At 73.1% G+C, this 24,589-nt stretch carries 19 protein-coding genes; 11 read left to right on the forward strand and 8 right to left on the reverse strand.

Annotated features, from left to right (window positions below):
* Positions 1 to 1,833 (forward strand): xanthine dehydrogenase family protein molybdopterin-binding subunit (locus tag OJ962_RS31865; RefSeq protein WP_270006865.1); only part of this gene is annotated, 1,833 nt, incomplete at its 5' end.
* Positions 1,834 to 3,279 (forward strand): hypothetical protein, encoded by a 1,446-nt coding sequence (locus OJ962_RS31870; protein ID WP_202954060.1) that lies wholly within the window; start codon positions 1,834 to 1,836, stop codon positions 3,277 to 3,279.
* Here the strand turns inward: OJ962_RS31870 and OJ962_RS31875 are convergent.
* The 4 genes from OJ962_RS31875 to OJ962_RS31890 are packed head-to-tail and all read right to left on the reverse strand — an operon-like array spanning position 3,263 to position 7,213.
* Positions 3,263 to 4,726 carry a WS/DGAT/MGAT family O-acyltransferase gene (locus OJ962_RS31875; protein ID WP_202954061.1) on the reverse strand — a complete coding sequence of 488 codons (1,464 nt, stop codon included), beginning with the start codon at positions 4,724 to 4,726 and terminating at the stop codon, positions 3,263 to 3,265. The two genes, OJ962_RS31870 and OJ962_RS31875, sit on opposite strands and share 17 nt — an antisense overlap.
* A 10-nt stretch (positions 4,727 to 4,736) precedes the next feature.
* Positions 4,737 to 5,957 (reverse strand): Ig-like domain-containing protein, encoded by a 1,221-nt coding sequence (locus tag OJ962_RS31880; RefSeq protein ID WP_202954062.1) that lies wholly within the window; start codon positions 5,955 to 5,957, stop codon positions 4,737 to 4,739.
* Positions 5,958 to 6,003: 46 nt separating this feature from the next.
* A complete protein-coding gene (locus OJ962_RS31885) occupies positions 6,004 to 6,633 on the reverse strand; it encodes a hypothetical protein (protein ID WP_202954063.1) in 630 nt (209 codons plus the stop codon).
* Positions 6,634 to 6,643: 10 nt separating this feature from the next.
* The gene (locus OJ962_RS31890; RefSeq protein WP_202954064.1) at positions 6,644 to 7,213 is read right to left on the reverse strand and encodes a transglutaminase family protein; all 570 of its coding nucleotides are present in this window, start codon (positions 7,211 to 7,213) and stop codon (positions 6,644 to 6,646) included.
* A gap of 67 nt (positions 7,214 to 7,280) precedes the next feature.
* Between OJ962_RS31890 and OJ962_RS31895 the strand changes: the two genes are divergently transcribed.
* Complete coding sequence (locus OJ962_RS31895) at positions 7,281 to 7,898, forward strand: cytidylate kinase-like family protein (protein ID WP_202954065.1); 618 nt, start codon at positions 7,281 to 7,283, stop codon at positions 7,896 to 7,898.
* A gap of 15 nt (positions 7,899 to 7,913) precedes the next feature.
* Entirely contained in the window at positions 7,914 to 9,065 is a 1,152-nt protein-coding gene (locus OJ962_RS31900; RefSeq protein WP_202954066.1) for a TolB family protein, read from the forward strand.
* Here the strand turns inward: OJ962_RS31900 and OJ962_RS31905 are convergent.
* Positions 9,046 to 10,092 (reverse strand): proline racemase family protein, encoded by a 1,047-nt coding sequence (locus OJ962_RS31905; protein WP_202954067.1) that lies wholly within the window; start codon positions 10,090 to 10,092, stop codon positions 9,046 to 9,048. The two genes, OJ962_RS31900 and OJ962_RS31905, sit on opposite strands and share 20 nt — an antisense overlap.
* A 20-nt stretch (positions 10,093 to 10,112) precedes the next feature.
* Between OJ962_RS31905 and OJ962_RS31910 the strand changes: the two genes are divergently transcribed.
* From OJ962_RS31910 to OJ962_RS31930, 5 genes are read left to right on the forward strand one after another with little or no spacing between them, the layout of a single operon-like run.
* The gene (locus tag OJ962_RS31910; protein WP_202954068.1) at positions 10,113 to 10,793 is read left to right on the forward strand and encodes an SDR family NAD(P)-dependent oxidoreductase; all 681 of its coding nucleotides are present in this window, start codon (positions 10,113 to 10,115) and stop codon (positions 10,791 to 10,793) included.
* A gap of 8 nt (positions 10,794 to 10,801) precedes the next feature.
* Positions 10,802 to 12,157, forward strand: a complete 1,356-nt coding sequence (locus OJ962_RS31915) for an aldehyde dehydrogenase family protein (RefSeq protein WP_202954301.1) — start codon at positions 10,802 to 10,804, stop codon at positions 12,155 to 12,157.
* 10 nt (positions 12,158 to 12,167) lie between these two features.
* Entirely contained in the window at positions 12,168 to 13,367 is a 1,200-nt protein-coding gene (locus tag OJ962_RS31920) for a M20 family metallopeptidase (protein WP_202954069.1), read from the forward strand.
* On the forward strand, positions 13,364 to 13,597 hold the full coding sequence (locus tag OJ962_RS31925; RefSeq protein ID WP_202954070.1) for a DUF3311 domain-containing protein: 234 nt from the start codon (positions 13,364 to 13,366) through the stop codon (positions 13,595 to 13,597). The genes OJ962_RS31920 and OJ962_RS31925 overlap by 4 nt, the downstream gene beginning before the upstream one ends.
* Complete coding sequence (locus OJ962_RS31930; protein ID WP_202954071.1) at positions 13,587 to 15,038, forward strand: sodium:solute symporter family protein; 1,452 nt, start codon at positions 13,587 to 13,589, stop codon at positions 15,036 to 15,038. Before OJ962_RS31925 ends, OJ962_RS31930 begins: the two co-directional genes overlap by 11 nt.
* On the opposite strand, the gene OJ962_RS31935 is transcribed toward OJ962_RS31930, so the two are convergent.
* Positions 14,990 to 16,840 carry an acyl-CoA dehydrogenase family protein gene (locus OJ962_RS31935; RefSeq protein WP_202954072.1) on the reverse strand — a complete coding sequence of 617 codons (1,851 nt, stop codon included), beginning with the start codon at positions 16,838 to 16,840 and terminating at the stop codon, positions 14,990 to 14,992. The two genes, OJ962_RS31930 and OJ962_RS31935, sit on opposite strands and share 49 nt — an antisense overlap.
* 52 nt (positions 16,841 to 16,892) lie before the next feature.
* Here OJ962_RS31935 and OJ962_RS31940 point away from each other — a divergent pair, with 52 nt between their 5' ends.
* Both OJ962_RS31940 and OJ962_RS31945 read left to right on the forward strand, forming a co-directional pair.
* Positions 16,893 to 18,257, forward strand: coding sequence for a cellulase family glycosylhydrolase (locus OJ962_RS31940; RefSeq protein WP_202954073.1), 1,365 nt, complete (start codon positions 16,893 to 16,895; stop codon positions 18,255 to 18,257).
* Positions 18,258 to 18,345: 88 nt separating this feature from the next.
* Entirely contained in the window at positions 18,346 to 20,685 is a 2,340-nt protein-coding gene (locus OJ962_RS31945; protein ID WP_270006866.1) for a SpoIIE family protein phosphatase, read from the forward strand.
* Positions 20,686 to 20,688: 3 nt separating this feature from the next.
* Here the strand turns inward: OJ962_RS31945 and OJ962_RS31950 are convergent, their stop codons facing one another.
* Entirely contained in the window at positions 20,689 to 23,319 is a 2,631-nt protein-coding gene (locus OJ962_RS31950) for a beta strand repeat-containing protein (RefSeq protein ID WP_202954075.1), read from the reverse strand.
* Positions 23,320 to 23,403: 84 nt separating this feature from the next.
* Complete coding sequence (locus OJ962_RS31955; RefSeq protein ID WP_202954076.1) at positions 23,404 to 24,573, reverse strand: cytochrome P450; 1,170 nt, start codon at positions 24,571 to 24,573, stop codon at positions 23,404 to 23,406.
* Between the last annotated feature and the right edge of the window lie 16 nt (positions 24,574 to 24,589).

Genomic DNA, 24,589 nt, shown 5'->3' on the forward strand with positions numbered 1-24,589 from the left:
GAGCGCGGCGCGGCGGGCGGCAACGAGCGCGGCGCGGCGGGCGGCGGCGCGACGGGCGGCGGCAAGTCGCCCAACCTCGCGGTCGAGCAGCGCCTCCAGCGCGGCGACGCCGCGGCCGGCCTCGCCGCGGCCGATCACGTGGTCCGCGGCCGCTTCCGGACGAGCTGGGTGCACCAGGCCTACATCGAGCCGCAGTCGACGCTCGCGTGGGTCGAGCCCGACGGGACGCTCGTCGTGCACGCCAGCACGCAGGGCGCGTTCATGGCGCGCCAAGGTCTCGCGAACACGTTCGGGCTGCCGCTGGAGAAGGTGCGCGTGCAGGCGGCGCCGATCGGCGGGGCGTTCGGCGGCAAGCTGATGATCGCCGAGCCGCTGGCGGCGGCCGCGGCGCTCGAGCTCCGGCGCCCGGTGCGGCTCGTGTTCAGCCGGCGCGAGGAGTTCGCCGCCGCCAACCCGGCGCCGGGCCAGCTGATCGAGCTCGAGCTGGGCGCGACCCAAGACGGCGCGCTGACGGCCATCCGCGGCCGCGTGATCGGCGACCGCGGCGGGCTCGGCGACATGGGCGTGGAGAGCATCAGCACGATGCTCGCCGCCGGCCCGTACCGCTGGCCCGCGCACGACCTGACCGCGCTCGGCGTCACCACCAACCGCGTCAGCCCGGGCGCCTACCGCGCGCCGGGCGCGCCCCCCGCCGCGTTCGCGGTCGAGACGCTGATGGACGAGCTGGCGCAGAAGCTGAACCGGGACCCGGTTGAGTTCCGGCTCCAGAACGTGCTCCACGCGGGCGACAAGGGCCTCGACGGTCAGGAGATCAAGGTCTTCGGCGCGCGTGAGACCCTGGAGGCCGTCCAGCAGCACCCGCTGTACGCGCGCCGCCACGAGCTCCCGCCCGACGAAGGCGTCGGCGTCGCGCTCGGCTTCTGGCCCGGCGGCCTGGAGCCCGCGGCCGCGATCTGCAAGCTCGACTCCGACGGCCGGCTGACGATCGTCACCGCCGCGGCGGACATGAGCGGCATCGAGAACGCCTTCATCGCGATCGCGGCCGGCGCGTTCGGGCTGCCCGAGGAGAGCGTGCGCGTGACCACCGGTGACACGGCCTCGGCGCCGTACGGCGGCGTGGCGGGCGGCTCGAAGGTCACCTACACGTACGGGCGCGCGGTGGAGCGCGCGGCCGAGGAGGCGCGCCAACGCCTCTTGGACGTGGCGGCGAGCGAGCTCGAGATCGCGCCCGAGGACCTCGAGCTGGTGGACGGCGAGGTGCGCCCGATCGGCACGCCCGCGAAGGCGATCGCCGTCGCCGACCTGGCGGCCAAGACGTACACGTTCGGCAGCCCGCACCGCCCGATCGAGGGCTACGGCTCTTCCGCGCAGGTCAGCCGCGCGCCCGGCGCCGCCGCGCACCTGAGCCACGTCAAGGTCGACCGCGAGACGGGCGAGGTGCGGTTGCTCGCCCACGTGATCGCGCAGGACGTCGGCAAGGCGCTCAACCCCGCGCTCGTCGAGGGACAGATGCACGGCGGGGCGGTGCAGGGCATCGGGTGGGCGCTGCTGGAGGAGCTCGGGCACACCGAGGACGGCCAGCTGCAGGGCGGGACGTTCGCCGAATACGCGCTGCCGAGCACCGACCAGGTGCCGCCGATCGAGACGCTGCTCGTCGAGGTGCCGGCGCCCGACGGGCCGTTCGGCGCCAAGGGTGTGGGGGAGCCGCCCGTGTGCGGCGTCCCCGCGGCGATCGCGAACGCCATCGCGGCCGCCACCGGCATCCGGCTCGGCGTGTTGCCGATGACTCCCGCGCGGGTATGGGCGCTACTCCAAGATGCTCCGGTTGTTTGAGTGCCCGTGATCGCCCGCCTGTTGCTACTCGCCGCCCTGTTCGGAGCGGCGCTGCCGACTCAAGCCGCCCACGCCGTCGAGCCCGACGGCTCGCTCATCCGCTCCGCCGCCAACAACAACTGGACCTACCGCGTGGTCGGCGGTGCCGCCATCCGCATCACGGACTGCGCGCCGTTCAAGGACTGTGAGGGGCGCAAGGACGTTCCGAGCCTGGCGGGCTACACCACGTATCCCAGGGACGGGGCGATCATCCACAACCTGGCCGACGGCGGGACCTACCGGTTCGCCGGCGGCGCCCCGCTGTGGATCTCCAGCTGCAGCTACGCGCCCACCTGCTCCGGCCGCACCGTACTGAATTCGCTGGCCGACACCGCGCACATCCGCGCGATGCCGGCCGACGGCACCGTCGTCCGCAACGTCAACGACGGCGGGCACTACCGCTTCGTCGGCGGCGCGCCGCTGTTCGTGCGCTGCGACATGGGCGCGGGCTGCCCGGCGACCGTGAACATCATCGACAGCCGGACGATGAGCGCGCTGGGCACGAACACGCCCGCGACGCCGCGCATGCGTCAGTACCCGGCCGACGGCGCCGTGGTCTTCAACGGCGACGACAACCAGAACTTCCGCTTCGCCGGCGGCGCGCCGCTGCCGGTCGCGGCGCCCGCGTCCGGGGCCAAGTACGTCATCGACTCGCGCACGCTCGTGCAACAGGGCACGGCCACGGCCGCGCTGCCGCACATGCGCCCGCAGCCGGCCGACAACACGTTCCTGAACGCCGTCGGCACGCTCTATCGGGTGGCGGGCGGCGCCGCCGTCAAGCTCACCAACTGCTCCGTGTTGAGCAACTGCCCGGGCGCCGTCGCGGTCGATCCGGGCACGATCAGCAGCGCGGGCCTCGGGCGCCTGCTGCAGGTGCCCAAGGACGGCACGGTGCTGCGGGGGCTGCCGTCGAACACGCTGTGGGAGATCATCGGCGGTCAGCGGCGCCAGACGTTCGTCAACGTCGCGGGCGTGTCCGTGGACGACGGCGCGATCGGGCTCATCCCGACGCCGTCGACTCCGACGCCGGCGCCCGTCGTGATCACGCCGCCGCCGAAGTTCGCACCCGTCATCACCAGCGGCTACAAGGTGTTCCGCACCTACACGCGGTTCACGTCGCTGAAGGTCCGTGACGCGCTGCCCGGCGCGGTGGTCACCGTCTCCTGCAAGGGCAAGGGCTGCCCGTTCAAGCGCCAGAAGTACCACCGGCTCAACGGGACGTCGCTGGACGTCCGCAGCCGCTGGTTCAAGAAGGCGAAGCTGCGCAGCCGCGCGACCGTGCTGGTGCGGGTCTCGAGCCCGGCCGGTGACCGCAAGCAGATGGAGTTCAAGATCCGCTCGCGCAAGCTGCCGGTGCGCACCACGCGCTGCTCGGCGGCCGGCGCGAAGCTCAGCCGCTGCGCCTGAGCTCCTCCAGCTCCCGGAGGGCGTGCGCGGCGCCCTCCAGGAAGCTCCACGCGTCGTCGATCTGCTCGCGGTCGCCGACGATGCCGAAGTCCACGCGGTTCTTGTAGGAGACGACGGTGATGTTGAGCCCGACGCCGTCGACGATCACGCTCAGCGGGTAGTTGGCGACGAGCTCGGCGCCCGCGCAGTACAGCGAGCTGCGCGGGCCGGGCACGTTGGAGATCACGAGGTTCAGCGGCGGGCGCGTGCGGCTGAGGATGTCGACCGTGTTGCGCGCGGCCAGGGACGCGACGGCGGGCGGGATGAACGCGGTCGCGTCCGTGAGCAGGGAGGCGGGCAGTGCGCTGTGGCGTTCCTTGGCGCTGCGCAGGTACTCGTGCGTGCGGCGCAGGCGCTGGCCCGGGTCGGCCTCGTGGGTCGGGATCGGCACGACCATCATCGAGATCCGGTTGCCCCAGGTGCCGCGCTCGTCGCGGCGGCGCACGCTCATCGGGATCATCGCCACCAGCGGGTCGGCGGGCAGCGCGTCGCGCTCCATCAGCCACTCGCGCACCGCGCCCGCGCACAGGGTCACGACCACGTCGTTGACGGTCACGCCGAACTCGCGCCGGATCTGGCGCACGGCGTCCAGCGACAGCGAGCCGAACGCGAACCGCCGGTGCGCGGAGACCGGCCCGTTGAACGGCGTCTTGGGCGGGCGGGCCTTCGTCACCTCGAGGATGTCGGTCGACTCGTCGGAGCCGAGCGTCCGGCGCACGCGCGAGTACACGTGCGAGAGCGTCGGGAGGCCCGGCAGCGCGTTCGCGCCCGGGAGGTCGGTGAAGCCCTGGACGGCGCGCGGGAGCGAGCGCAGCGCGCGCAACGGCTGGCGCGGCAGCCCGCGCAGGCCGCGCGCGAGCATCTCGCGGTCCCGCGGCAGCGCGCCCGGCGCCTTGGCCGGCGGGGCCGGCTCGACGGCCCGCCCCTCCGGCTCGGGGTCGAGCAGCGTCGCCATGATCTCGTTGCCGCTCAGCCCGTCCACGACCGAGTGGTGGATCTTGGTCAGCAGCGCGACGCGCCCGCCCTCGAGGCCGTGGATGACGTAGATCTCCCACAGCGGGCGGCCACGGTCCAGCGGGCGCCCGAACACGCGCTGCACCGTCTCCGCCAGCTGACGGTCGTCGCCGGGTGCGGGCAGCGCGATCTCCCGGATGTGGAACTCGAGGTCGAAGTCGGGGTCCTCGGCCCAGTACGGCAGGTCGAGGCCGAGCGGGACGGGCACGAGCCGCCAGCGCAGCGGCGGCAGCAGGTGCAGCCGCGCCTCCAGCAGGCGCTTGATCTCCGGCCCGCCGAGCGCGCCGCCGGGCGCGCTGCTCGGGTCGTAGATGCCGAGGAACGCGACGTGGCCGTAGATCCGGGCCGATTCGACGTTCAGGAACTGTGCGTCGAGGGTGCTGAGCTGCCGCACGCCCCGCAGGTTACGCGCATGTCCTCGTCGGCTTCGTCGCGCCCGGCGGAAGGCACAGGTAGCCGGTCAGCGGGCGCTTGCCCCGGCGCATGGTGAAGCGCGCCACCTTCGCGACGTGCCCGGGCACGAGGATGCGGATCTCGAGCGTCGCGCCGACCCGGAAGCGGGCGCGCCGGAAGTACTGGCGGCGCAGGTCGAGCGTCCCACCCTTGGACGTGAAGCGCCGGACCGAGAACGGGCAGCCGCGGCCGGCACAGCGCAGCTCGAGCCGCGCGCCCGCGGGTGCCCCACGGACCTTCAGGCTCGTGTTGCGGGTCGTCCGGCTCGACCACTCCCAGGCGTTGGCGATCGTCGCGTCCACGCGCGGAAGGGCGTCGGTGCCGTCGCAGTTCTCGTCCACGCCGTTGTCGGGCCGGTCCACGGCGCCGGGCCTGGCGGCGGGGTTGAAGTCGTTGCAGTCGGCGTCCTCGAGCACGCCGTCGCCGTCGCGGTCCGCGAGCGTGACCGACACGGTGGCGGCGCTCGTGGCGAAGTTGCCGACGCGGTCGACGGCGCGCGCGATCAGCGTGTGCGTGCCCGCGGGCACCTCCGAGGCGGGGACGCTGAGCTTGTACGTGCGCCCGTCCCTCTCCGGCGTGTACACGGTGAACGTCTTGCCGGCGAGCGAGAACTCGACGCGGTGCACCGCGCGGTTGTCGGTCGCGTCCGCCGTCACCTCGAGCGTGCCGCCGCGGTTGACGGTCGGCGGCACCGTCTTGAGGCCGACCGACGGCGGCAGCGACGGCAGCACCGTGTAGTCGAGGTACACCTCGCTGCCGGGGACCCACGCGATCAGCTCGGCGACGAGCTGGAAGTGCTCGCGGAACGTCGTGATGGTGCCGACGCCGGTCGGCGCCTGGACTACGAAGTCAAAGCGCGCCCGCTGGCCTTTCGCGACCGCCTGGACCGGCAGCGCGGCCGGCCGGATGCGCTCGGACCAGGTCGGATGCCAGAACGCCGACGCGCGGTCGTGTGCCCCGGCGGTCCCGAGCTTGAGGTTGCCCTGCACCCAGGTCTGGTCACCCGTGTTCTCGAACTCGAAGTACTGCCCGCCTGCGACCTCGCCGCTCTCGAGCGTCAGGTAGCAGCACTGGCCCTTGAAGGCGGCGCCCCAGGGCTGCTGGGCGTGGGCGGGAGCGGCGAAGAGGGCGCACAGCAGCAGTGCGCCGAAAAGGCGTGCGACGACAGACATCGGCGGCCGATGATGCCGCGTTCGGCGCGAAACGCCAACCGGCGCGTCAGGCCGCGCGACTCTCGTGGCGCCAGATCGCGTAGTCGAGCGCCCGCGCGCTGACGCCGAGCCGCGCCGCCGCATCGACCACCAGCGTGTGGGCGCGCGCCGCGCTCACACGCGCCTCGGTGGTCCCGGTCGCGACGGCCACGAAGCGCCGCAGCATCCGGTCGGCCTTCACGGTGTCGTGCCCGGTGGCGATCAGGAGCGCGTCCCACGAGGTGCCCGACTTCTGACCGGGAACCGTGATCCAGCGCGCGCGGACGGCGTCGGACAGCCCAGACGCGTCGACAACCCCTTCCTCGCCGAGCATGCGCGCCTCCAGGTACACGGCCTCGGCCTTCAGGATCCCGTTGCGGGTCGAGGTGCGCTGGCGGTTGCGCACCGCGTCGGCGAAGGCCTCGGGGCCGCCGAGCGTCTCCACGAAGGCGGCGAGCTCGGCCGGCGTGTGCGGCCGCTCGCCACGCAGGGCCTCATAGCGCGCGATCACGTTGGCGACGCCGCCGGCGCGCACACCGATGCCCCAGACCGCTTCGATCACGGCCACCGCCAGGTTCTCCTGCACGCCGGCGACGGCCCAGCCCGCGGGGTCCCCGAGCACGGCGGCGTGCGCCACGACGCGATCGACAGCGTTCACCCGCGGGATTTCAGCGCAACGGCAGGCGGCTGCGCAGCAACGCGGCCCGGCCGGCGCGCCAGCTGTCCCCGACGCGCTCGTAGCGCTCGGACAGGCCGAGTAGCGCCGCGAACGCCAGCTCGTGCGCGCAGTGGCGGCGCAGGCTCCACGGATCGGCCTGCGAGCCGTCCATCGTGGCGTCGACGAGCCACAGCCGGTCGCCGTCGCCGAGGCCGGCGTACCAGCCCGTGGGCGCCGACAGGACGTGGACGTCCAGGCCGGCGCGGCGGCCGACCTCACAGGCGATCGCGGCGAGCACGAGGGGGTGGCCGGCGCGTGACTCCAGCGCCGAGTCCAGCCACAGGCCCGCGACGCTCGAGCGGTCGGCGTCGAAGCCCGGGTCGGTGTCCAGCATCGAGGCCAAGCGAGCGGCGGCGGTCCGCAGATCGCCGCCGGCGAGGCCGAAGAGGGGGAGCGCGAGCTCGTCGAGGCGGGCGTCGGCGGCAGCGGTGTCCACGTCGCGGAACTCCGCCGCCAGAGCGAGCAACAGGTCGGCCACCGGAGGGCAGCCGCCGCATGCGAGGCGAGTGAAGCCTTCCATTTCCGACCAACGCTATCAGGATTTGTTAGGTAGCCCTAACACGCCCCGTCACGGGTAGGAGCAGGGCATGACGATCGTGACCGTGTCCGCCGCGTACGGCGCCGGCGGCGCGCTGGTGGGTCCGCGGCTCGCCGAACGCCTCGGCGTCCCGTTCCTGGACCGCGCGCTGCCGTCGGAGATCGCGCAGCGGCTCGCGATGCCGCTCGACGAGGCGATGGCTCGCGACGAGTCGATCGGCGGTCCGCTGGCGCGGATGGCGATGCGGCTGGCTCCGATCGGCCTCGCGTTCGGCGCCGAGACGGCCCCCGACGCGGTCGACGAGGAGGCCTACCGGCGCACGACGGAGGACGTCATTCGCGAGCACGCGGCGGGCGGCGACCTGGTCGTCCTCGGCCGGGCGGCCGCACTGGTATTGCGCAACGATCCGCGCCCGCTGCACGTGCGGCTCGACGGTCCGCGCGACCGCCGGCTCGAGCAGGCCGTGCGGCTCGCTGACGGCGATCGCGCCGAGGTGGAGAAGCGGCTGGACGAGACCGACCGCGCCCGCGAGGCCTACGTGCGCCACTTCTACCACGCCGACCCGCGCGATCCGGCGCTCTACCACCTCACGATCGACGCCACGGCCGTCCCGCTCGACACCGTTGTGGACATCATCGAACGTGCGGCCACCAGCCGGACCCGCTAGCTTCGGCGGCGCCCCATGCGCCGCCTCGTCCTCGCCCTCGTCGTGCTGTTCGCGCTGCCCGCCACGGCCCACGCGGACTCGATCGTCTTCCGCCGCGGAAGCGACATCTGGCGCATGTCCCCGGACGGCACGGGGCAGCGCCAGGTCACGAGCGACGACCGCTACGAGTGGCCGTCCGCGGCCGACGACGGCACGTTCGCCGCCGCCGACGGCACGGGCGTCATCCACCGCTTCGCCCCTGGCGGGGCGCGGCTGAACACGATCCCGACCGCGGCCACCGACGATGACGAGGACGCCCCGACCGAGACGCCGACGCACGTGCGCCTCTCGCCCGACGGCACGCGCATCGCCTACGACCAGGCGATCGCGGGGGATGTCACGGCCGTCGTGACGAGCGCCACGGCGCCCGACGTCGCCCTCACCGGCCAGGACGGGCTCGTCGCCCCGTCGTGGATCGGCAACGACCGGCTGCTGCTCAGCCGCGACATCTCGTTCGACACCGAGGGCCCGACCTACAACGTGCTCACCGTCGGCGGGCCGGTCGCGCCACTGTTCGACGACACCGACGCCCCGTGGGCGACCGGCTTCGACGCCGCCGCGTCCCGCGACGGGGCCCGGATGGCCGTCGTGACCGACGATGCCGCCGACGCCGACGGCATACCGACACGCGTGGAGCTACGGCTGTTCGAGGGCACCACCGTGCGCTGCGCGCTCGCACTCGAGGCGGCCGACACCTATTCCTCCGCCAGCCCGAGCTTCTCGCCGGACGGCTCGCGCGTGGCCTGGGCCGAGAGCGACGGCATCCACGTCGCGGGCAGCGACTGCGCGGGCGAGCGTGTCGTGACGCTCCCGGGCGCGTGGGAGCCGTACTGGTCGCCCTACACCGAGCCGGCGAGCGCCGCCGTGCCGAAGCTGACCTTGTCCGTCCGCGTCAAGCCCCGCCCCCGCCGCGCGACGGTCCGCAGGCGCGGCATCGGCGTGAGCGTGACGGTGTCCGCGCCGACCACGATCAAGGTCCGCGCCGGCGGCCGCAGCGTCAGCCGCGCGCTCCCCACCGCCGGCACATACACCGTCCGCGTGCGCCCGCGTCTGGCCAAGCGCATCCGTGTCCGCGTCACCGCGCCCGGCGCCGCCCCGGTGCGGGCCGTCATCCGCCCGCGAGGTTGAGCGAGCCCTCGATGTCGCCCGCGCCCCAGGTGTCGCCGAGCTTGAAGCCGGCGCCGAGCGGGTCGGACGGGTCGACGACGAGCTGGTGGAAACCGGTGATCCACGCGCGGCCGGAGACGGCGGGGACGACCGCGTCGTGCTCGCCGACCCGCGTGCGGGAGACGACGCGGCCGACGAAGCGCGTGTCGATGACGCTCTCCGCGGTGTAGGTCTCGCCTAGCTCGCCGCGGGCGCTTAAGACCGCGATGCGCGCGCTGGTCGCGGTGCCCGTGGGGGACCGGTCCAGGCGGCCGGGGGAGACGACCGTCGCGTGGCGGGCGTCGCCGCCGGCGCGCGGCGGCGCGACGAAGACCACGAACGAGAGGTGCGAGAGCGCCGGGATGAGCGGGTGCGCGACCTCGACCTGGGCGTTGACGTGCGGGCGGATCCGCTCGCCCAGCGCCGCGAGCTCACGCGCCTCGGACGGCACGATCGAGAACCCGAGCGCCGCCGCGTCGACGAACGCGCAGAACGCGCCGCCGTAGGCGACGTCGACGGCGATCGTGCCCAGCTCGGGGACCTCCACCGGCACGGCGAGGCCGAGGGCGAACGACGGGACGTTCTCGAACTCGATCCGCTCGACGCGGCCTCCATCGACCCACGCGCGCACGCGGACCAGCCCGGCCGGCGCCTCCAGCACGAGCTCGGTGACCGGCTCGACCTTCCCGATCACGCCCGTCTCGAGCAGGACCGCGGCCGTGTTGATCGTGTTGGTCCCGGACATGCCCTCGTAGGAGGACGACTCCATGATCACGAAGCCCGCGTCGGCTTCGGGATGCGCCGACTCGAACACGATGTCCCCGCTCAGCGGCGCCGACCCGCGCGGCTCGAACAGCAGCACGCGGCGCAGCGTGTCGTCGGCCTCCAGCGCCTGCATCTTCTCGAGCATGGTCGTGCCCGGGACGTCGAGCACGCCCCCGAGGACGATCCGGCTGGGCTCGCCCTCGGCGTGGGCGTCGACGCACTGGATGACCCTCGCGATCCGCATCCGTGCCACGCTACCGGCCCATGAGGGTCGTCGTCACCGGGGCAGGATCGGGGATCGGCCGCGCGATCGCGCAGCGGTTCGCACACGAGGGCGCGACCGTGCTGGCCGGCGACCTGGACTTCCAGAGCGCCCACGCGACATGCGCCGGCCTGCCGTACGCGACGCCGCACAGGGCCGACGTCACGCGCCGCGAGGACGTCGAGACCCTCCTCGCCAAGCACGACCGGATCGACGTGTACGTCAACTGCGCCGGCATCCCGGAGCGCGTGAAGCCGCTCGCCGACATCTCCCGCGCGGAGTGGGACACGGTGATCGACGTCAACCTCACGTCGCTCTACCTGGCGGCGCAGGTCGCCGCGCCGAAGCTGCACGGCGGCGTGCTGATCCAGATCGGCTCGATCATCGCCAACCGCCCGCGAGCCGGCCTGGCCGCCTACGTCGCCGCCAAGGCGGGCGTCGTCGGCCTGGCGCGCGCGCTCGCCGTCGAGCTCGCGCCGGACGTGCGGGTCAACGTCATCAACCCGGGCCCGGCGAACACGCCGATGCTGGCCGGCTTCGGCTTCGACACCGACGTCGCGCAGGCGCTCCCGCTCGGGCGCCTGGTCGAGCCGGAGGACATCGCGGGCGCGGCCGTCTACCTGGCGGGCGCCACCGCCGTCACCGGCGCCGTCCTCAACGTCGACGCGGGACGCGACCTGTGAGCACCTTCATGGCCGTCGACCCCTCGACCGGGCACGAGTTCGCCGAGCTTCCGAGCACGACGCCGCCGCAGGTCGCCGAGCTCGTGGACGCCGCACGCCGCGCGCTCACGAGCGAGCGGGACTGGCGCACGCCGCTCGTCCGCGCCGGCGCGCTGCAGCGGATGGCGCGACGGGTGGAGGAGCAGGCGGACGCGCTCGCCGACCTCGAGACGCGCGACACCGGCAAGCCGCTCTCGCAGTCGAAGGCGGACGTGCGCGCCACGGTCCGCTACCTCGACTACTACGCGGGCTCGGTCGAGCGCCTGGAGGGCCGCACGATCCCGCTCGGCCCGGACGCGCTCGACTACACCGTGCGCGAGCCGTGGGGCGTGTGCGCCCAGATCATCCCGTGGAACTACCCGCTGCAGGTCGCCGCCCGCTGCGCCGCGCCCGCGCTCGCGGCCGGGAACGCGGTGATCCTCAAGCCGTCCGAGCTGGCGAGCATCACGCCGCTGCAGCTGGCGCAGATCGCCTACGAGGCGGGCGTGCCGGACGGGTTCCTCCAGGTCGCGACGGGTGACGGCACGACCGGCGACGCGCTCGTGCGCCACCCGGGCGTGGACCACGTCACGTTCGTCGGCTCCGCCGCCACCGGCGCGCAGGTGGCCGCGGTCTGCGCGCACCGGCTCGTCCCGGTCGAGCTCGAGCTGGGCGGCAAGTCGCCGAACCTGGTGTTCGAGGACGCTGACCTGGACCGGGCCGTGCCCGCGATCGTCCGCGGCCTGGTGCAGAACTCCGGCCAGAGCTGCTCGGCGGGCTCGCGGCTGCTGGTGGAGAAGACGCGCTATGAGGAGGTCACCGCGCGTGTGGCGGCCGCGTTCGCGGACGTCACCATCGGGCCGGGCGTCGAGGACCAGGACCTCGGCCCGCTGATCTCGGCGCGCCAGCTGGACCGCGCGACGGCGATGCTCGAGCACGCGCGGGCGGGCGGCGCGCGGGTGGTCGGCGGGGAGGCGGACGCGCTGTTCATGCGGCCCGCGCTCGTCACGCGCGTGAAGACGGACATGGAGATCTTCCACGAGGAGGTCTTCGGGCCCGTGCTGGCCGCGGTGCCGTTCGAGGACGAGCGCCACGCCGTCGAGCTGGCGAACGCGACCGCCTACGGGCTCGTCGCCGGCGTGTGGACGCGGGACCTCGCCCGCGCGCACCGCGTCGCGGCGGGCGTCCGCGCCGGGCAGGTGTTCGTCAACGGCTACGGCGTCGGCGGCGGGGTGGAGCTGCCGTTCGGCGGCATGGGCCGCAGCGGCTACGGGCGCGGCAAGGGCATTGAGGCGCTGCTCGCGTACTCGCAGGTCAAGAACGTATGGATCGCGCTGGACGGGTAATCAGGGGCGAATGGAGGCGATCCTCGCCGCGGTCGACGAGCTGGAGGACGAGCTCGTCACGCTGCTCCAGCGGCTGATCCGGATCCCGACCGTCAACCCGCCCGGCGAGGCCTACGAGGACTTCGTCGCCGCCTTCAAGGCCGTGCTGGACGAGCTCGGCTACGCGACCGAGGTCCACCGCGCGCCGCCCGAGCTCGCGCCGCTGGGCGAAGGGCTCCCACGGCCGAACCTGCTCGCCCGGCTGCCCGGAGACGGGCCGCGCGTCCACCTCAACGGCCACTACGACGTCGTCCCGGTCGGCAACGACTGGACGCGCGACCCGTTCGGCGGCGAGCTGGCCGACGGCCACGTGTACGGCCGCGGCGCCGCCGACATGAAGAGCGGGCTGGCGGCGCAGGTGATCGCGGTCGAGGCGCTGCACCGCGCCGGCCTGAAGCCGAACGTCGTCCAGAGCGCGGTGCCCGACGAGGAGACCGTCGGTGTGCGCAACGCCGGCATGGGGTTCTTGGTCGAGCAGGGCCTGCTGGAGGGCGACGCCGTGATCATCACCGAGCCGTTCGGCCCTGACGGCGTCGGCATCGGGCACAAGGGCGCGATCTGGGGCGAGATCACGATCTTCGGCAAGCAGGCGCACGGGTCGGCGCCGCAGCTGGGGGAGAACGCCGTCGAGGCGATGGCCCGCTATCTCGCGACGCTCGACCGCGAGCTGCGGCCGAAGCTCGAGACGCGGATCACCGACTACGGCGTCACGCCCGACAACCGGCGCTCCACGCTCTCGTTCGACACGATCCGCGGCGGCCACGCCACCAACATCGTCCCGGACCGCTGCACGGTCACGTTCAACCGCCGCCTGATCCCGGGCGAGGACCTCGACGCGGCGCGCCGCGAGCTGCTCGCCCCGCTCGATGGCGTCCGCCACTCCTACCACGAGCTGTACTCGACGCAGCCGACGCTGGTGGGGGAGGACGAGCCGGTCGTGCAGGCCGCGCAACGCGCGCTGCGCGCGCTCGGCCTCACCCCGCGCATCCTCATCTCCGCCGGCTCGGACGACCAGCGCTTCGTCGTCCACAACGCCGGCATCACGAACTCGCTCGTCTACGGTCCGGGCCAGACCGGCCTGAGTCACGTCGCCGACGAGCGCATCTCCGTCGCAGACCTCGTCCTCGGCACGAAGGGACTCGCCTTGATCATCGCGGAGCTCATGTCATGACGAACCACGTCCGCGGCCGCAAGTCCCTGCTGTGGCTGCTCGTCCCGTTCCTGCTGTTCGTGGCGGCGCTTCCGCTCGCCAACCGCATCGACCCGGTGATCCTGGGCCTGCCGTTCCTGTTCTTCTGGGCGCTGCTGGCGGTGATCCTCAGCCCGCTGGCGATCTGGCTCGCCGCACGCTCGGACCCCTTCTTCCAGCGCGACGAAGCCGAGCCGACCGATGTCGACTGACGCCCAGGTCGCCATCGGCATCTTCGGCGTGGCGATGGTGGCCACGCTCGGCCTCGGCATCGCCGCCATGCGCGGCCGCGACGCCGACCGCGAGCAGTGGGCCGTCGGCGGGCGCTCGTTCGGCGTGATCCTCACCTGGGTGCTGCTCGCGGGCGAGTGCTACACGAGCTTCTCCTACCTGGGCGCCGCGGGCTGGGCGTACGGCTACGGCGCGCCGATCCTCTACCTCGTCGGCTACATGGCCACGGGCTACGCGACCGTCTACCTGTTCGCGCCGATGGTGTGGAGCTACGCGGCCCGGCACAACCTCGTCAGCGTCCGCGACATCCTCGCCCACCGCTTCCGGTCGCCGCGCTTCGGCCTGGTGATCGCGATCGTCGCCACGCTCGCGCTGCTGCCCTACATCCAGCTGCAGATCCAGGGCATGGGCCTGGTCGTCAACGCGATCTCCTACAACGAGATCCCGCTCGAGACGGCGTTCGTGATCGGCTTCGTCGTCTCCGCCGGCTTCGTGCTCGTGAGCGGGCTGCGCGGCAGCGCGTGGGTGAGCGTGTTCAAGGACGCGCTCGTGATCCTCACGATCGTCTTCCTGGCGATCTACCTGCCGCTGAAGCTCTTCGGCTCCTACGGGAACCTGTTCGAGCGCCTGCGCACCGAACGGCCGGAGTGGCTGACGCTGCCCGGCAACGAGTCCCCCGGCCTCGGCGTGCTGTGGTTCATGAGCACCTGCATCCTCAACGGCGTCGCGTTCACCGTGTTCCCCAGCTTCGTCGCGGGCTACCTGGGCTCCAAGTCGCCGAACACAATCCGCCGCAACGCGATCTTCCTGCCGATGTACTCGCTGCTGCTGCTCGTGCCGATGATGCTCGGCATGGCGGCGCTGTTCGTGGTGCCGAACCTGGAGGAGAACGACCTGGCGCTGCTGAGCATGGTCACGGCCGAGCTGCCGGGCTGGGTCGTGGGGATCGTGGGCGTCGCGGGCGCGCTGAGCGCGATCGTCCCGATGGCCGTCTTCATGCTCTGCATCGGCACGCTGTGGGGCGGCCAGTCCGTCAACCGGGCTCGCGTCGTCGTGGTCGCGTCCGGCCTGGCCGCGCTCGGCGGCGCGCTGCTATTCCCGGACGCGTTGGTGCGCCTGTCGGTGCTCTCCTACGAGGGCATCGCCCAGCTCGTCCCGCCGCTCGTCGGTGGGCTGCTGTGGCGGAGGATGACCGTGCAGGGCGCACTCGCCGGCCTGCTGGTGGGGGAGGCGATCGTCGTCCCGCTCGCCCTGTCGGGCAACGACCCGTTCCTGGGCGTCAACGCCGGCCTGCTCGGCCTCGTGGCGAACGTGATCGTCAACGTCGCCGTGAGCCGGGCGCGCCCCCGCGAGGACGCGCCCGGCCCGCGCTTTCAGCGGCTGTCGGAGGGGTCCACGATCCCCTCCTCGAGCCAGGTGTAGCGGCCGTCGAGGAGCTTGACGGCGGTCGCGTAGCCCGCGTCGTCGTCGTTGGACCACAGCGCGTGGAACAGCTCGTCCGCGCGGCGCTTGGCCTGCGCGCAGAACAGCTCGGCCAGTTCGCGGGCGGCCTCGCCGCGCTCCGGCGTCTCGCGCGCGATCGTGTCGGCGTAGACGACGGCGGCGGAGATCGCGAACAGCTCGGCGCCGATGTCCACGATCCGGCCCAGGAACGACTGGCGCTGCTCGAGCTTGGCCTGCCAGCGGCCCATCGCGTAGAACGTCGAGCGGGCCAGGCGGCGCGAGGAGCGCTCGGCGTAGCGCAGGTAGGTCGCCAGCTCGCCGAACTCCTCGTAGCCCTTGGGCTTGTGGCCCTCGCCGACGACGAGCTTCGGCAGCCACTTGGCGTAGAAGGTGCCCGCGGCGACGGCGCTCTTGGCCTTGTCGGGCAGCGGCGTCTCGGGCTCGAGGATGTCGCCTGCGACCTGCAGGTGCTGGTCGACGGCCTCGCGCGCGATCAGCAGGTGCATGATCTCGGTCGAGCCTTCGAAGATGCGGTTGATGCGCATGTCGCGCAGCGCCTGCTCGACCGGGATCGGCTTCTCGCCGCGCGCCTTCAGCGACTCGGCGGTCTCGTACCCGCGCCCGCCGCGGACCTGGACGAGCTCGTCGAGCACCTTCCAGCCCAGCTCGGAGCCGTAGAGCTTCGCGATCGCGGCCTCGATGCGGATGTCGTTGCGCTTCTCGTCGGCCAGGCGGGAGGCGACGTCGAGCATCGCCTCCAGGCCGAACGCCGTCGCCGCGATGAACGCGTTCTTCTGCGCGACGGCGTCGTGCTTGCCGATCGGGCGGCCCCACTGCACGCGCTCGCTCGACCACTCGCGCGCCACCTTGGTGGCCCACTTGGACTGGCCGACGCAGATCGCGGGCAGCGCCAGGCGGCCGGTGTTGAGGGTGCTGAGGGCGATCTTGAGGCCCCAGCCCTCCTTGCCGATCAGGTTCTCCGCCGGCACGAAGACGTCCTTGAGCTCGGTGACCGAGTTCTCGATCCCCTTGAGGCCCATGAACGCGTTGCGGTGCAGGACCTTGACGCCTTCGCTCTTGTAGTCCAGGACGAAGGCGCTGATCCCGCCCTTGCGGTCCTCGGACTTGGGCACGCGCGCCATCACGACGACGATGTCGGCGATCGAGCCGTTGGTGGCCCACAGCTTGGTGCCGTTGAGGACGTAGCCACCCTCGACGGGCTCGGCCGTCGTGGCCACGCGCGCCGGGTCGGAGCCGACGTCGGGCTCGGTGAGCAGGAAGGCGGAGATGTCCGTCCGCGCCACGCGCGGCAGCCACTCGCGCTTCTGCTCCTCGGTGCCGAACATGCGCAACGGCTCGGCCACGCCGATCGACTGGTGCGCCGACACGAGCGCGCCGAGCGCGCCGTGGTAGGTGCCGATCATGACCAGCGCGCGGTTGTAGTAGACCTGCGAGAGGCCGAGACCGCCGTACTCCGTCGCGACCTTCATCCCCATCGCGCCGATCTCCTGGAAGCCCTTGATCACCTCGTCGGGGATCTTCGAGTCCCGCTCGATCTGCAGCGGATCGACCTTCTGCTCGAGGAACTCGCGCAGGGTCTTCAGGAACGCCTCGCCCTTCTCGACCGCTTCCGCGTCGAGCTTGGGTTGGGGATGGATCAGGTCCAGACGGAAGTTGCCGAGAAAGAGCTCCTTGCCGAAGCTCGGCAGCTTCCAGTCCTGCTCACGCGCGGCTTCGGCGACCTGCCGAGCCTCGCGTTCGCTCACGTCGGTCGTAGCCATCCCATGATTACACCGCAACTCGAGAGGGAGTAAGCGCGTTTGGGTCACACATATGCGCCTGCTGTTCGCCGTTCTCGCCTCCCTGCTGATCCTTGCCGCCCCCGCGCACGCCGCGGGCCCCGAGTTGGGGATCGCGGATGACCGCCTGCTCCTGGCCGGCGGGCCCGAAGCGGACAAGGCCGTGCTGGAGTGGCAGCAGAACGGCATTCAGAACGTGCGCATCTACGCGCTGTGGTCGCGGATCGCGCCGAACTCGCCGACGGGCACCTACGAGTGGGCGCAACTGGATCATGCGATCGACCGCGTGACCGCGGCGGGGATCAAGCCGATCCTCACCGTCACCGGCCCCGGGCCGCTGTGGGTGAGCCGCCGCTCCGAGCGCGGTGAGCCGCGCTATGACCCGGACCCGAAGCTGTTCGGCGAGTTCGCGGGCATGGTCGCCGCCCGCTACGGCGCGCGCGTGGACCGCTACATCGTCTGGAACGAGCCCAACCTCGCGGGCTGGATCCGCCCGCAGGCCGCGTGCTTCGGCAAGGTCTGCAACTCGGTCGCGCCGCACCTGTACCGCGACCTCGTGGCCGCCTCCTACCCGGCCATCCACGCCGCCGACAGCAACGCCCAGGTGCTGATCGGGACGATGTCCAGCCGCGGCAGCAAGCTCAGCAACGAGAACTCCAACCACCGCCCGCTCGCGTTCCTGCGCGCGCTCGGGTGCGTGGACGCCAAGTTCAAGAAGCTGTCCTCCGGCCGCTGCCGGAACTTCAAGCCGGCGCCCGCGGACGGGTTCGCGTTCCACCCGCACGGCGTGCTGGCCGCGCCCGAGAAGGTCTTCCCGGCCCAGGACGACGTGTCCATCGCGTCGCTCTCGCGGCTCACGAGCGCGCTCGACAAGCTCTCCAACGCGCGCCGGATCAAGGGCACCAAGCGCAAGCTGGACCTCTACCTCGACGAGTTTGGCTACCAGACCAACCCGCCCGACAAGTTCACCGGCATCACGCTCACCCAGCAGGACCAGTGGCTCCAGCGCGCCGCCTACCAGGCGTGGCGCAACCCGCGGGTGAAGCTGTTCGCCCAGTACCTGTGGGTGGACGAGCCGCGGTCGCTGAACAACGAGACCGGCGGTTGGCAGTCCGGCGTGCGCTTCACCGACGGCCGCGCCAAGCCGAGCCTGAAGCACTTCGCCATGCCGTTCGCGCTCGACGCCGCGCGCGGGCGCCTATGGGGCCAGGTCCGCACGCGCGAGACGCGCACGGTCACGGTTCAGCGCCGGCTCGCCGGCGCGTCTTCGTGGCGCACCATCGGCACGCGCCGCACGGACTCCCAGGGCTACTGGAGCTGGACGACGCGCCTGACCGTCGGCGCCTCCTACCGTTTCCAGGCCGCGGGGGCGACCAGCGCAGCTTTGAAGCGCCGGTAGTGTTTGGCACACGCTGACTGCCGATCACACCGCACGGTTCGCGGCGCTCGAGGCGCTGCTGGGCGTCACGTCCGCGCTGTCCGGTGCCGTGACGCCGCAGGACGTGGGCGTCGCCGTGTCCGAGCACGGCGCGCGGGCGCTCGGCGGGACGGGTGGGATCGTCTACGCGCTCGAGGGCGGCGACACGCTGCGGGTGGTGGGCTCGTGGGGGTATGACCCGGGCCTCGGCGCGCAGTACGGCGTGCTCGCGCTCGCCGCGGACCTGCCCGCGCCGGAGGCCGCGCGCGAGCGGCGGACGGTCACGCTCGACCTGAGGGACGAGATCGCCGCGCGCTACCCGGGGCTCGAGTCCTTCGGGTCCTTCTGCGCGGTGCCGATGCTCGCCGGCCCCGAGCTGCTCGGCGCGGTGGCGGTCACCCGCGCGGACACGCGGGCGTTCCTGCCCGCCGAGCGCGAGCTGCTGGAGGCGCTCGGCCGGGTCGCCGGGCACGCGCTGGAGCGCGCGTCGCTGTACTCGCGCCTGAACCGCCTGCAGGCGACCACCGCCGACCTGGCACGCGCGCTCACGCCGCACGAGGTCGCGGCCACCGCGGCCGCGCAGGGGGCGGAGGCGCTGGGCGCGTCCAGCGCGTGGGTGGCGCTGCTGGACGAGAGCCGGCAGTCGCTGGAGCTCGCCCACGCCGCCGGGCACCCGGAGGGCACGGTGCAGCGCTTCCGCTCGCTGCCCCTGACGGCCGAGCTGCCGCTGGCCGAGGCGGCGCGCACGAGCACGCCGGTGTGGCTGGAGGGCGCGGACGCCATCTTCGGGCGTTACCCGCGCTTTGCGGAGGTCCGCCCGCAGGCGCAGTCGGCGGCGCTGCTCCCGCTCGTGGAGGGCGGAGCGGCACTGGGCGCGATCGGGCTCGTGTTCGACACCCCACGCACGTTCGGGCCCGCGGACCGCGACTACCTGCTGACGCTCACGCGGCTGTGCGGCCAGGCGCTCGGGCGGGCGCAGGTCTACCAGAGCGAGCACGACCTGGCGCTGACGCTTCAGCAGGCGCTGCTGCCGGACGGGCTGCCGCGCGCCGAAGGACTCGAGCTGGCGGTGCGCTACCTGCCCACCGCCGACGGCGTCGCGGCGGGCGGCGACTTCTACGACGCGCTGCGGCTGACCGGCGGGCGGCTCGGGATCGCGGTCGGCGACGTCGTCGGGCACGGGCCGCAGGCCGCCGCGGCCATGGGCCAGCTCCGCAGCGCCCTGCGTGCCTATGCGATCGAGGGCCGGTCCCCGGCGCGCGTGCTGCAGCTGCTCAGTCGCTACGTGGAGGGCGTCCCGGGCGCGCGGGGCGCGACCCTCGTCTACGCCGTGATCGACCCGGCCGCGCGCGAGCTGCGCTACGCGTCCGCCGGGCATCCGCCGCCGCTGCTGCTCGCTCCCGGTGAGGAGCCGCGGTTCCTCGAAGGCGCCCGGGGCGTGCCGCTGGATCGCACGCTCGGCCACGTGTACGCCGACGCCACCGCGTCCCTGGCCGAGAACGGCACGCTGATCCTGTACTCCGACGGCGTGATCGAGCGCCGCGGAGAGGCGCTCGACCACGGCCTGGCGCGGCTGGCGGACGCCGCGGACGGGGCGCTGGACGTCGAAAGCCTGGCCGACCGGCTGCTCGGGACCGTCGCCGCGCGGCGCACCGATGACGTCGCGCTGCTCGTGGCGCGCGTGCACGTGCCGGAGGTCGCGCCGCTGCGGCTGTGGTTCGCGGCCCGGCCCGACCAGCTGGCGGTGGTCCGCGAGGCGATGCGCGGGTGGCTGGAGTCGGCGGGCGTCGACCGCGGCGACGGCGAGATGCTCGTGCTGGCCGCGGGCGAGCTGTGCGCGAACGCGGTCGAGCACGCCTACCCCGAGGGCCGCGACGGCGCGGTCGAGGTGGCGATGGCCCGCGACCCCGGCGGAACGGTGTCGCTGGTCGTGCGCGACCGCGGGCGCTGGCGGCCGCCGGCCGTCGACCCCGGCGACCGCGGGCGCGGCCTCGCGATCGTGCGCGCGCTCATGGGCGGGGGCGGGGTGAAGTCCGATCCTTGCCATGTCGTTCTGTGGGCCCGCTACCGGCCGGCGGGGCTCGCGCCGCCGCCGGCCGCAGCGCCCGGGCCGGCGCTCGTGGAGATCGAGCGCGGGCCCGAGGTGACCGTCGTGCGGGTGATGGGGGAGGTGGACGAGTTCACCGTCGCGGGCGTCGAGGCGGCGCTCGAGGACCTTGGTGCCGAACCGGTCGTCGTCGACCTGTCCCGGGTCGCGTTCATCGGCAGCACCGGCGTCCGGATGCTGTTCGCGCTCGCCGAGCGGGTGGCGCGGCTGGTCGTCGCCGCGCCGCTCGACGCGCCCTTCCGGCGCGCGCTGGAAGTCGCCGAACTGGGCCGCGTGGCCCAGCTCGTCGAGGCGTGGGACTGACGCTCAGAGGCGCCAGCTGGTGCGGATCAGCTCGCGGACGCCGGGCCCGACCCACACCCAGTCGTCCTCGAGCGTGTTGATGTGCAGCGTGTCGCGCGTCGGCTCGGAGCCGCTGACGTAGGTGAGCGTCGGCAGCCCGGCGGCGACGACGGTGCCGCCGTCACGGGTGAGGTTGATCCGCTCGGGCTTGTCGGTGCCGTCGAGGTTGACGGTGTCCAGGGCGGCGTCGTCGGTGCCGCCGAAGCCCGCGAGATCGACGCGCGCGATCTTCAGCGGGGTGCCGGAGAGGTCGTGGACGTCGACGGTGTCGGCGCCGCCGAGCGCGCGCACCGACCACTCCTCGACGTTGGCCAGGTCCATGGCGATGTTGGCGAGGCTGCGGGTGACGCGCACGTGGCGGTCGGCGGCGGCCGTGATGGCGATCGCCTCGCCGGCGTTGGAGCCGTTGAAGGCCTGAACGTCGGTGCCGGACTGGCCGTCGACGGCGTCCGAGCCGTCGCCCGGATCCCACACGAAGCGGTCGTTGCCGGCGCCCAGCCGTGCGGTGTCGGCACCGGAGTTCCCGTCGACGACGTCGTCGCCGTTGCCGCCCAGCAGCACGTCGTCGCCGTTGCCTCCGCGCAGCACGTCCTCGCCGTTGCCGCCGTCCGCGGTGAGGCGGGTGAGCTGGGCGATGTTGCCGGCCGCTCCGATCGTGTCGTTGGCCTCGCCGCCCTTGACGACGAGCTCCTCGACCGCGGTGACGCCCATCTGCGGCGCGCCCGCCGCGTAGGTGCGCACGACCTCGCCGCTGTCGCGCGTGACGCCGAGCTCGTCGCCGTCGCCCGTGCCCGTGTAGGTGGCGGTGTCCACGCCCGGGCCGCCGTCGGCGTCGACGCGGGCCTCGCCGGTCGGCACCGCGCTCGAAGCGATCCTGTCGTCGCCCCCGAGCAGCGCCGCCGTGACGCTGTCCTGCGGCTCGGCGCCGGTCACGCCCACCAGCGGCTTGAGGCCGGTGATGACCGCGGCCGTGCCCTCGGAGCCGAGCGTCACGCGGTCCGGACCCTCGGTGCCGGTGGCGACCACGCGGTCGATCGCGGTGTCGCCGGTGCCGTCGAACGCGGCGAGGTCGACGGCGACGGACTTCAGGTCGCTGCCGGTGAGGTCGCCGACGGCGACGTCGTCGGCGCCGGCGAGCGCGCGGATCGCGGCCGCCTCCACGTTGTCCATGTCGAGCGTGACGTTGGAGATGCTGCGCAGCACGCTCACGCGCGGGCCGTTGGCGGCGAGCGAGATCCGCTCACCGGCGCTGGAGCCGTTGAAGTCCAGCGTGTCGGTGCCGCTGTCGCCCTCGACGATGTCCGAGCCGTCGCCCGGATCCCACTGCAGACGGTCGTCACCCGGGCCGCCGCGGAGCGTGTCGGCGCCGAAGCTGCTGTCGACCCGGTCGTCCCCGGTCCCGCCGAGCAGCGTGTCCGCGCCGTCGCCGCCGCGCATGGTGTCGCTGCCGCTGCCGCCTTCGAGCGTGAGCTCCGTGAGCCCGCCGATGCCGTTGAGGCCGTAGAGAGCGTCGTCGCCGTCGCCGCCCTTGACCACGAGCCGCTCGGCGGCGACGTTGAACGTCGGGGCGTTGGCCGCGAACGCCGCGACGGGCGTGCCGTTGCGGGCGACGCTGATGGCGTCCTCGCCGCTGGAGCCGGCGTAGGTGGCGGTGTCGGCGCCTTCGCCGCCGTCCATCCCGACCTGAACGGTGCCGGTGGGGGAGGCTGACGCGGCCGCCGCGTCGTCGCCGCCGAGCAGCGCCGCGGTGACCGTGTCGGCCGGCTCCATACCGGTCGCGCGCACGTCCACCGCGAGGCCGTCGACGATGCCGGTCGTGCCGTCCGTGGCCAGCGTCGCCCGGTCGGGGCCGGCGGTGCCGTGGACGAGCACCTGGTCGGTGGCGGCGTCGCTGTCGCCGACGGCGACCGCGACGGTCCTGATGCCGGTGAGGGCGCCGACGGTCACCGTGTCGGCGCCGCCGGCCGCGCGCAGGTCGACCTGCTCGAACGCGGCGAGCTCGGTGGTGATGTTGGCGATGTTGCGCGTGAAGCGGACGTCGGCGCCGTTGGCGCTGAGCCGGAGGTCCTCGGCGATGCTCGTACCGTTGAACGTGAACGTGTCCGTCCCGGAGTCGCCCGCGACGGTGTCGTTGGAGTCGCCGGGGTCCCACTGGAACGTGTCGTTGCCCGAGCCGAGCGCGATGACGTCAGGGCCGAAGTTGCCGTCCACGAGGTCGTTGCCGGGGCCGGCGATGAGCGTGTCGGCGGAGTAGCCGCCGAACAGCGCGTCGTCGCCGGTGCCGCCGTCGACCGTGAGGCCGTCGAGCATGCCCTGGACGCGGAACTCGTCGTCGCCGCCGCCCGCGGTCACGTGGACGGCGGTGAACGACGCCCGCGGGAACGTGAAGTCGATCGTCCCGTCCATGGAGACGTCGCCGTAGACCGTGGTGTTGTCGGTGGCCAGCACGAGCTTGTCGGACGCGCCGTCGCCGGTGACCCGGAGCGTCGATCCGTCGAGGTTCGCGGAGTACGTGGCCATCGCGGGGGCGGCGATGGCCAGCGCAGATACGAGGCCCGCGCCGAGCGCGGCACCTCGCAAGAGCCTGTGGGGCATTCGGTTCCTTTGGGAGGTTCGGGGAGGAACCGGCGACGCTACGGCCGCGCCGCGGCCCCGACAATCGGGATGCCGCCCTGAGCTTTAGCGCCAGGTGGCCCTGAGCTCGTCCAGGCCGTAGATGCCGTCGATCGTGCCGTAGACCGGCTCGGCGACGAGCTCGAGGCCGCGCATGCGCGGCGCGAGGTGGGCGAGCGCCTGCTGCAGCTCCGCCTTGGCGAGGTTCACGCCCAGGCAGTAGTGCGGGCCCGCCCCGAAGGTCAGCAGGCGCTTGGGTTCGCGGGTGATGTCGAACGTGTCACCGACGCCGTCGCGGTTGCCGCTGTGCGCGCACACGAGCACGATCGTGTCCTTCGGGAACAGCACGTCACGGAAGACGACGTCCTCCATCGCGATCCGGGCCGTGAACGGCGTGATCGGCTCGAAGCGCACGACCTCCTCGACCGCTTGCGGTGCGAGGTCGGGATCGTCGCCCAGGCGCTGCCACTGATCGGGATGGGCGGCGAACAGGTTCAGCGCGTGCGCGAGCTGGGCCTGGGTCGTGTCCACGCCGCCGACGAGCACGTTGAGCACGAGGTGGAGCAGCTCGACGTCCTCCGCCCGGTCCAGGAGGCCGGAGACGAGGTCGTCGCCCGGGTGCGCGCGCTTCTCGCGCATGAGCGCCTCCGTGTACGCGGAGAACTCCGTCACCGCCCGCTCGATCTGCGGCCGCTCCTCGGCGACGGTCATCCCGAACTGGCGCTGGATCAGGTTCGACCACGTCCACAAGCGGTCGGCGTCGGCCACCGGGGCGCCCATCAGCGTCGCGATCACGCGGCTCGGATAGGGCTTGGCGAGCGCCTCCACGAGGTCGTCACCGGGCCGCGCCGCCTCGAACAGGGCAGTGATCGTCTCCCGCATGAACGGCCGCCACCGCTCCACGGCGCGCGGCGTGAACGCCGGGTTGACGAGGCCGCGCAGCCGGCTGTGGTCGGCGCCGTTGATGTGCAGGATGTTGCGGCGGATCTCCTCGGCCAGCGGACCATCGTCGATCCCGAAGATCTCCGCGATCTTCAGGCCCGGGAAGGTGAAGCTGCGGCTGCGCAGGAAGAACTCCCCGCCCTCGCGGTCGAGCACCACGAACCCGAGCGGCATCGAGGCCAGCCACCCCTGCTCGCGCAGCGCCTTCAGCTCCGCGTGGAACCGCTCGCCCTTGAGCTCGGGGTTCAGGTATTCGAACCCGGGTAGCTCCAGCTCCTGAGCCGCCACCGCCATCGTGCGGCGAGCCTAT

Source organism: Solirubrobacter deserti (assembly GCF_027587175.1).
Lineage (GTDB): Bacteria > Actinomycetota > Thermoleophilia > Solirubrobacterales > Solirubrobacteraceae > Solirubrobacter > Solirubrobacter deserti.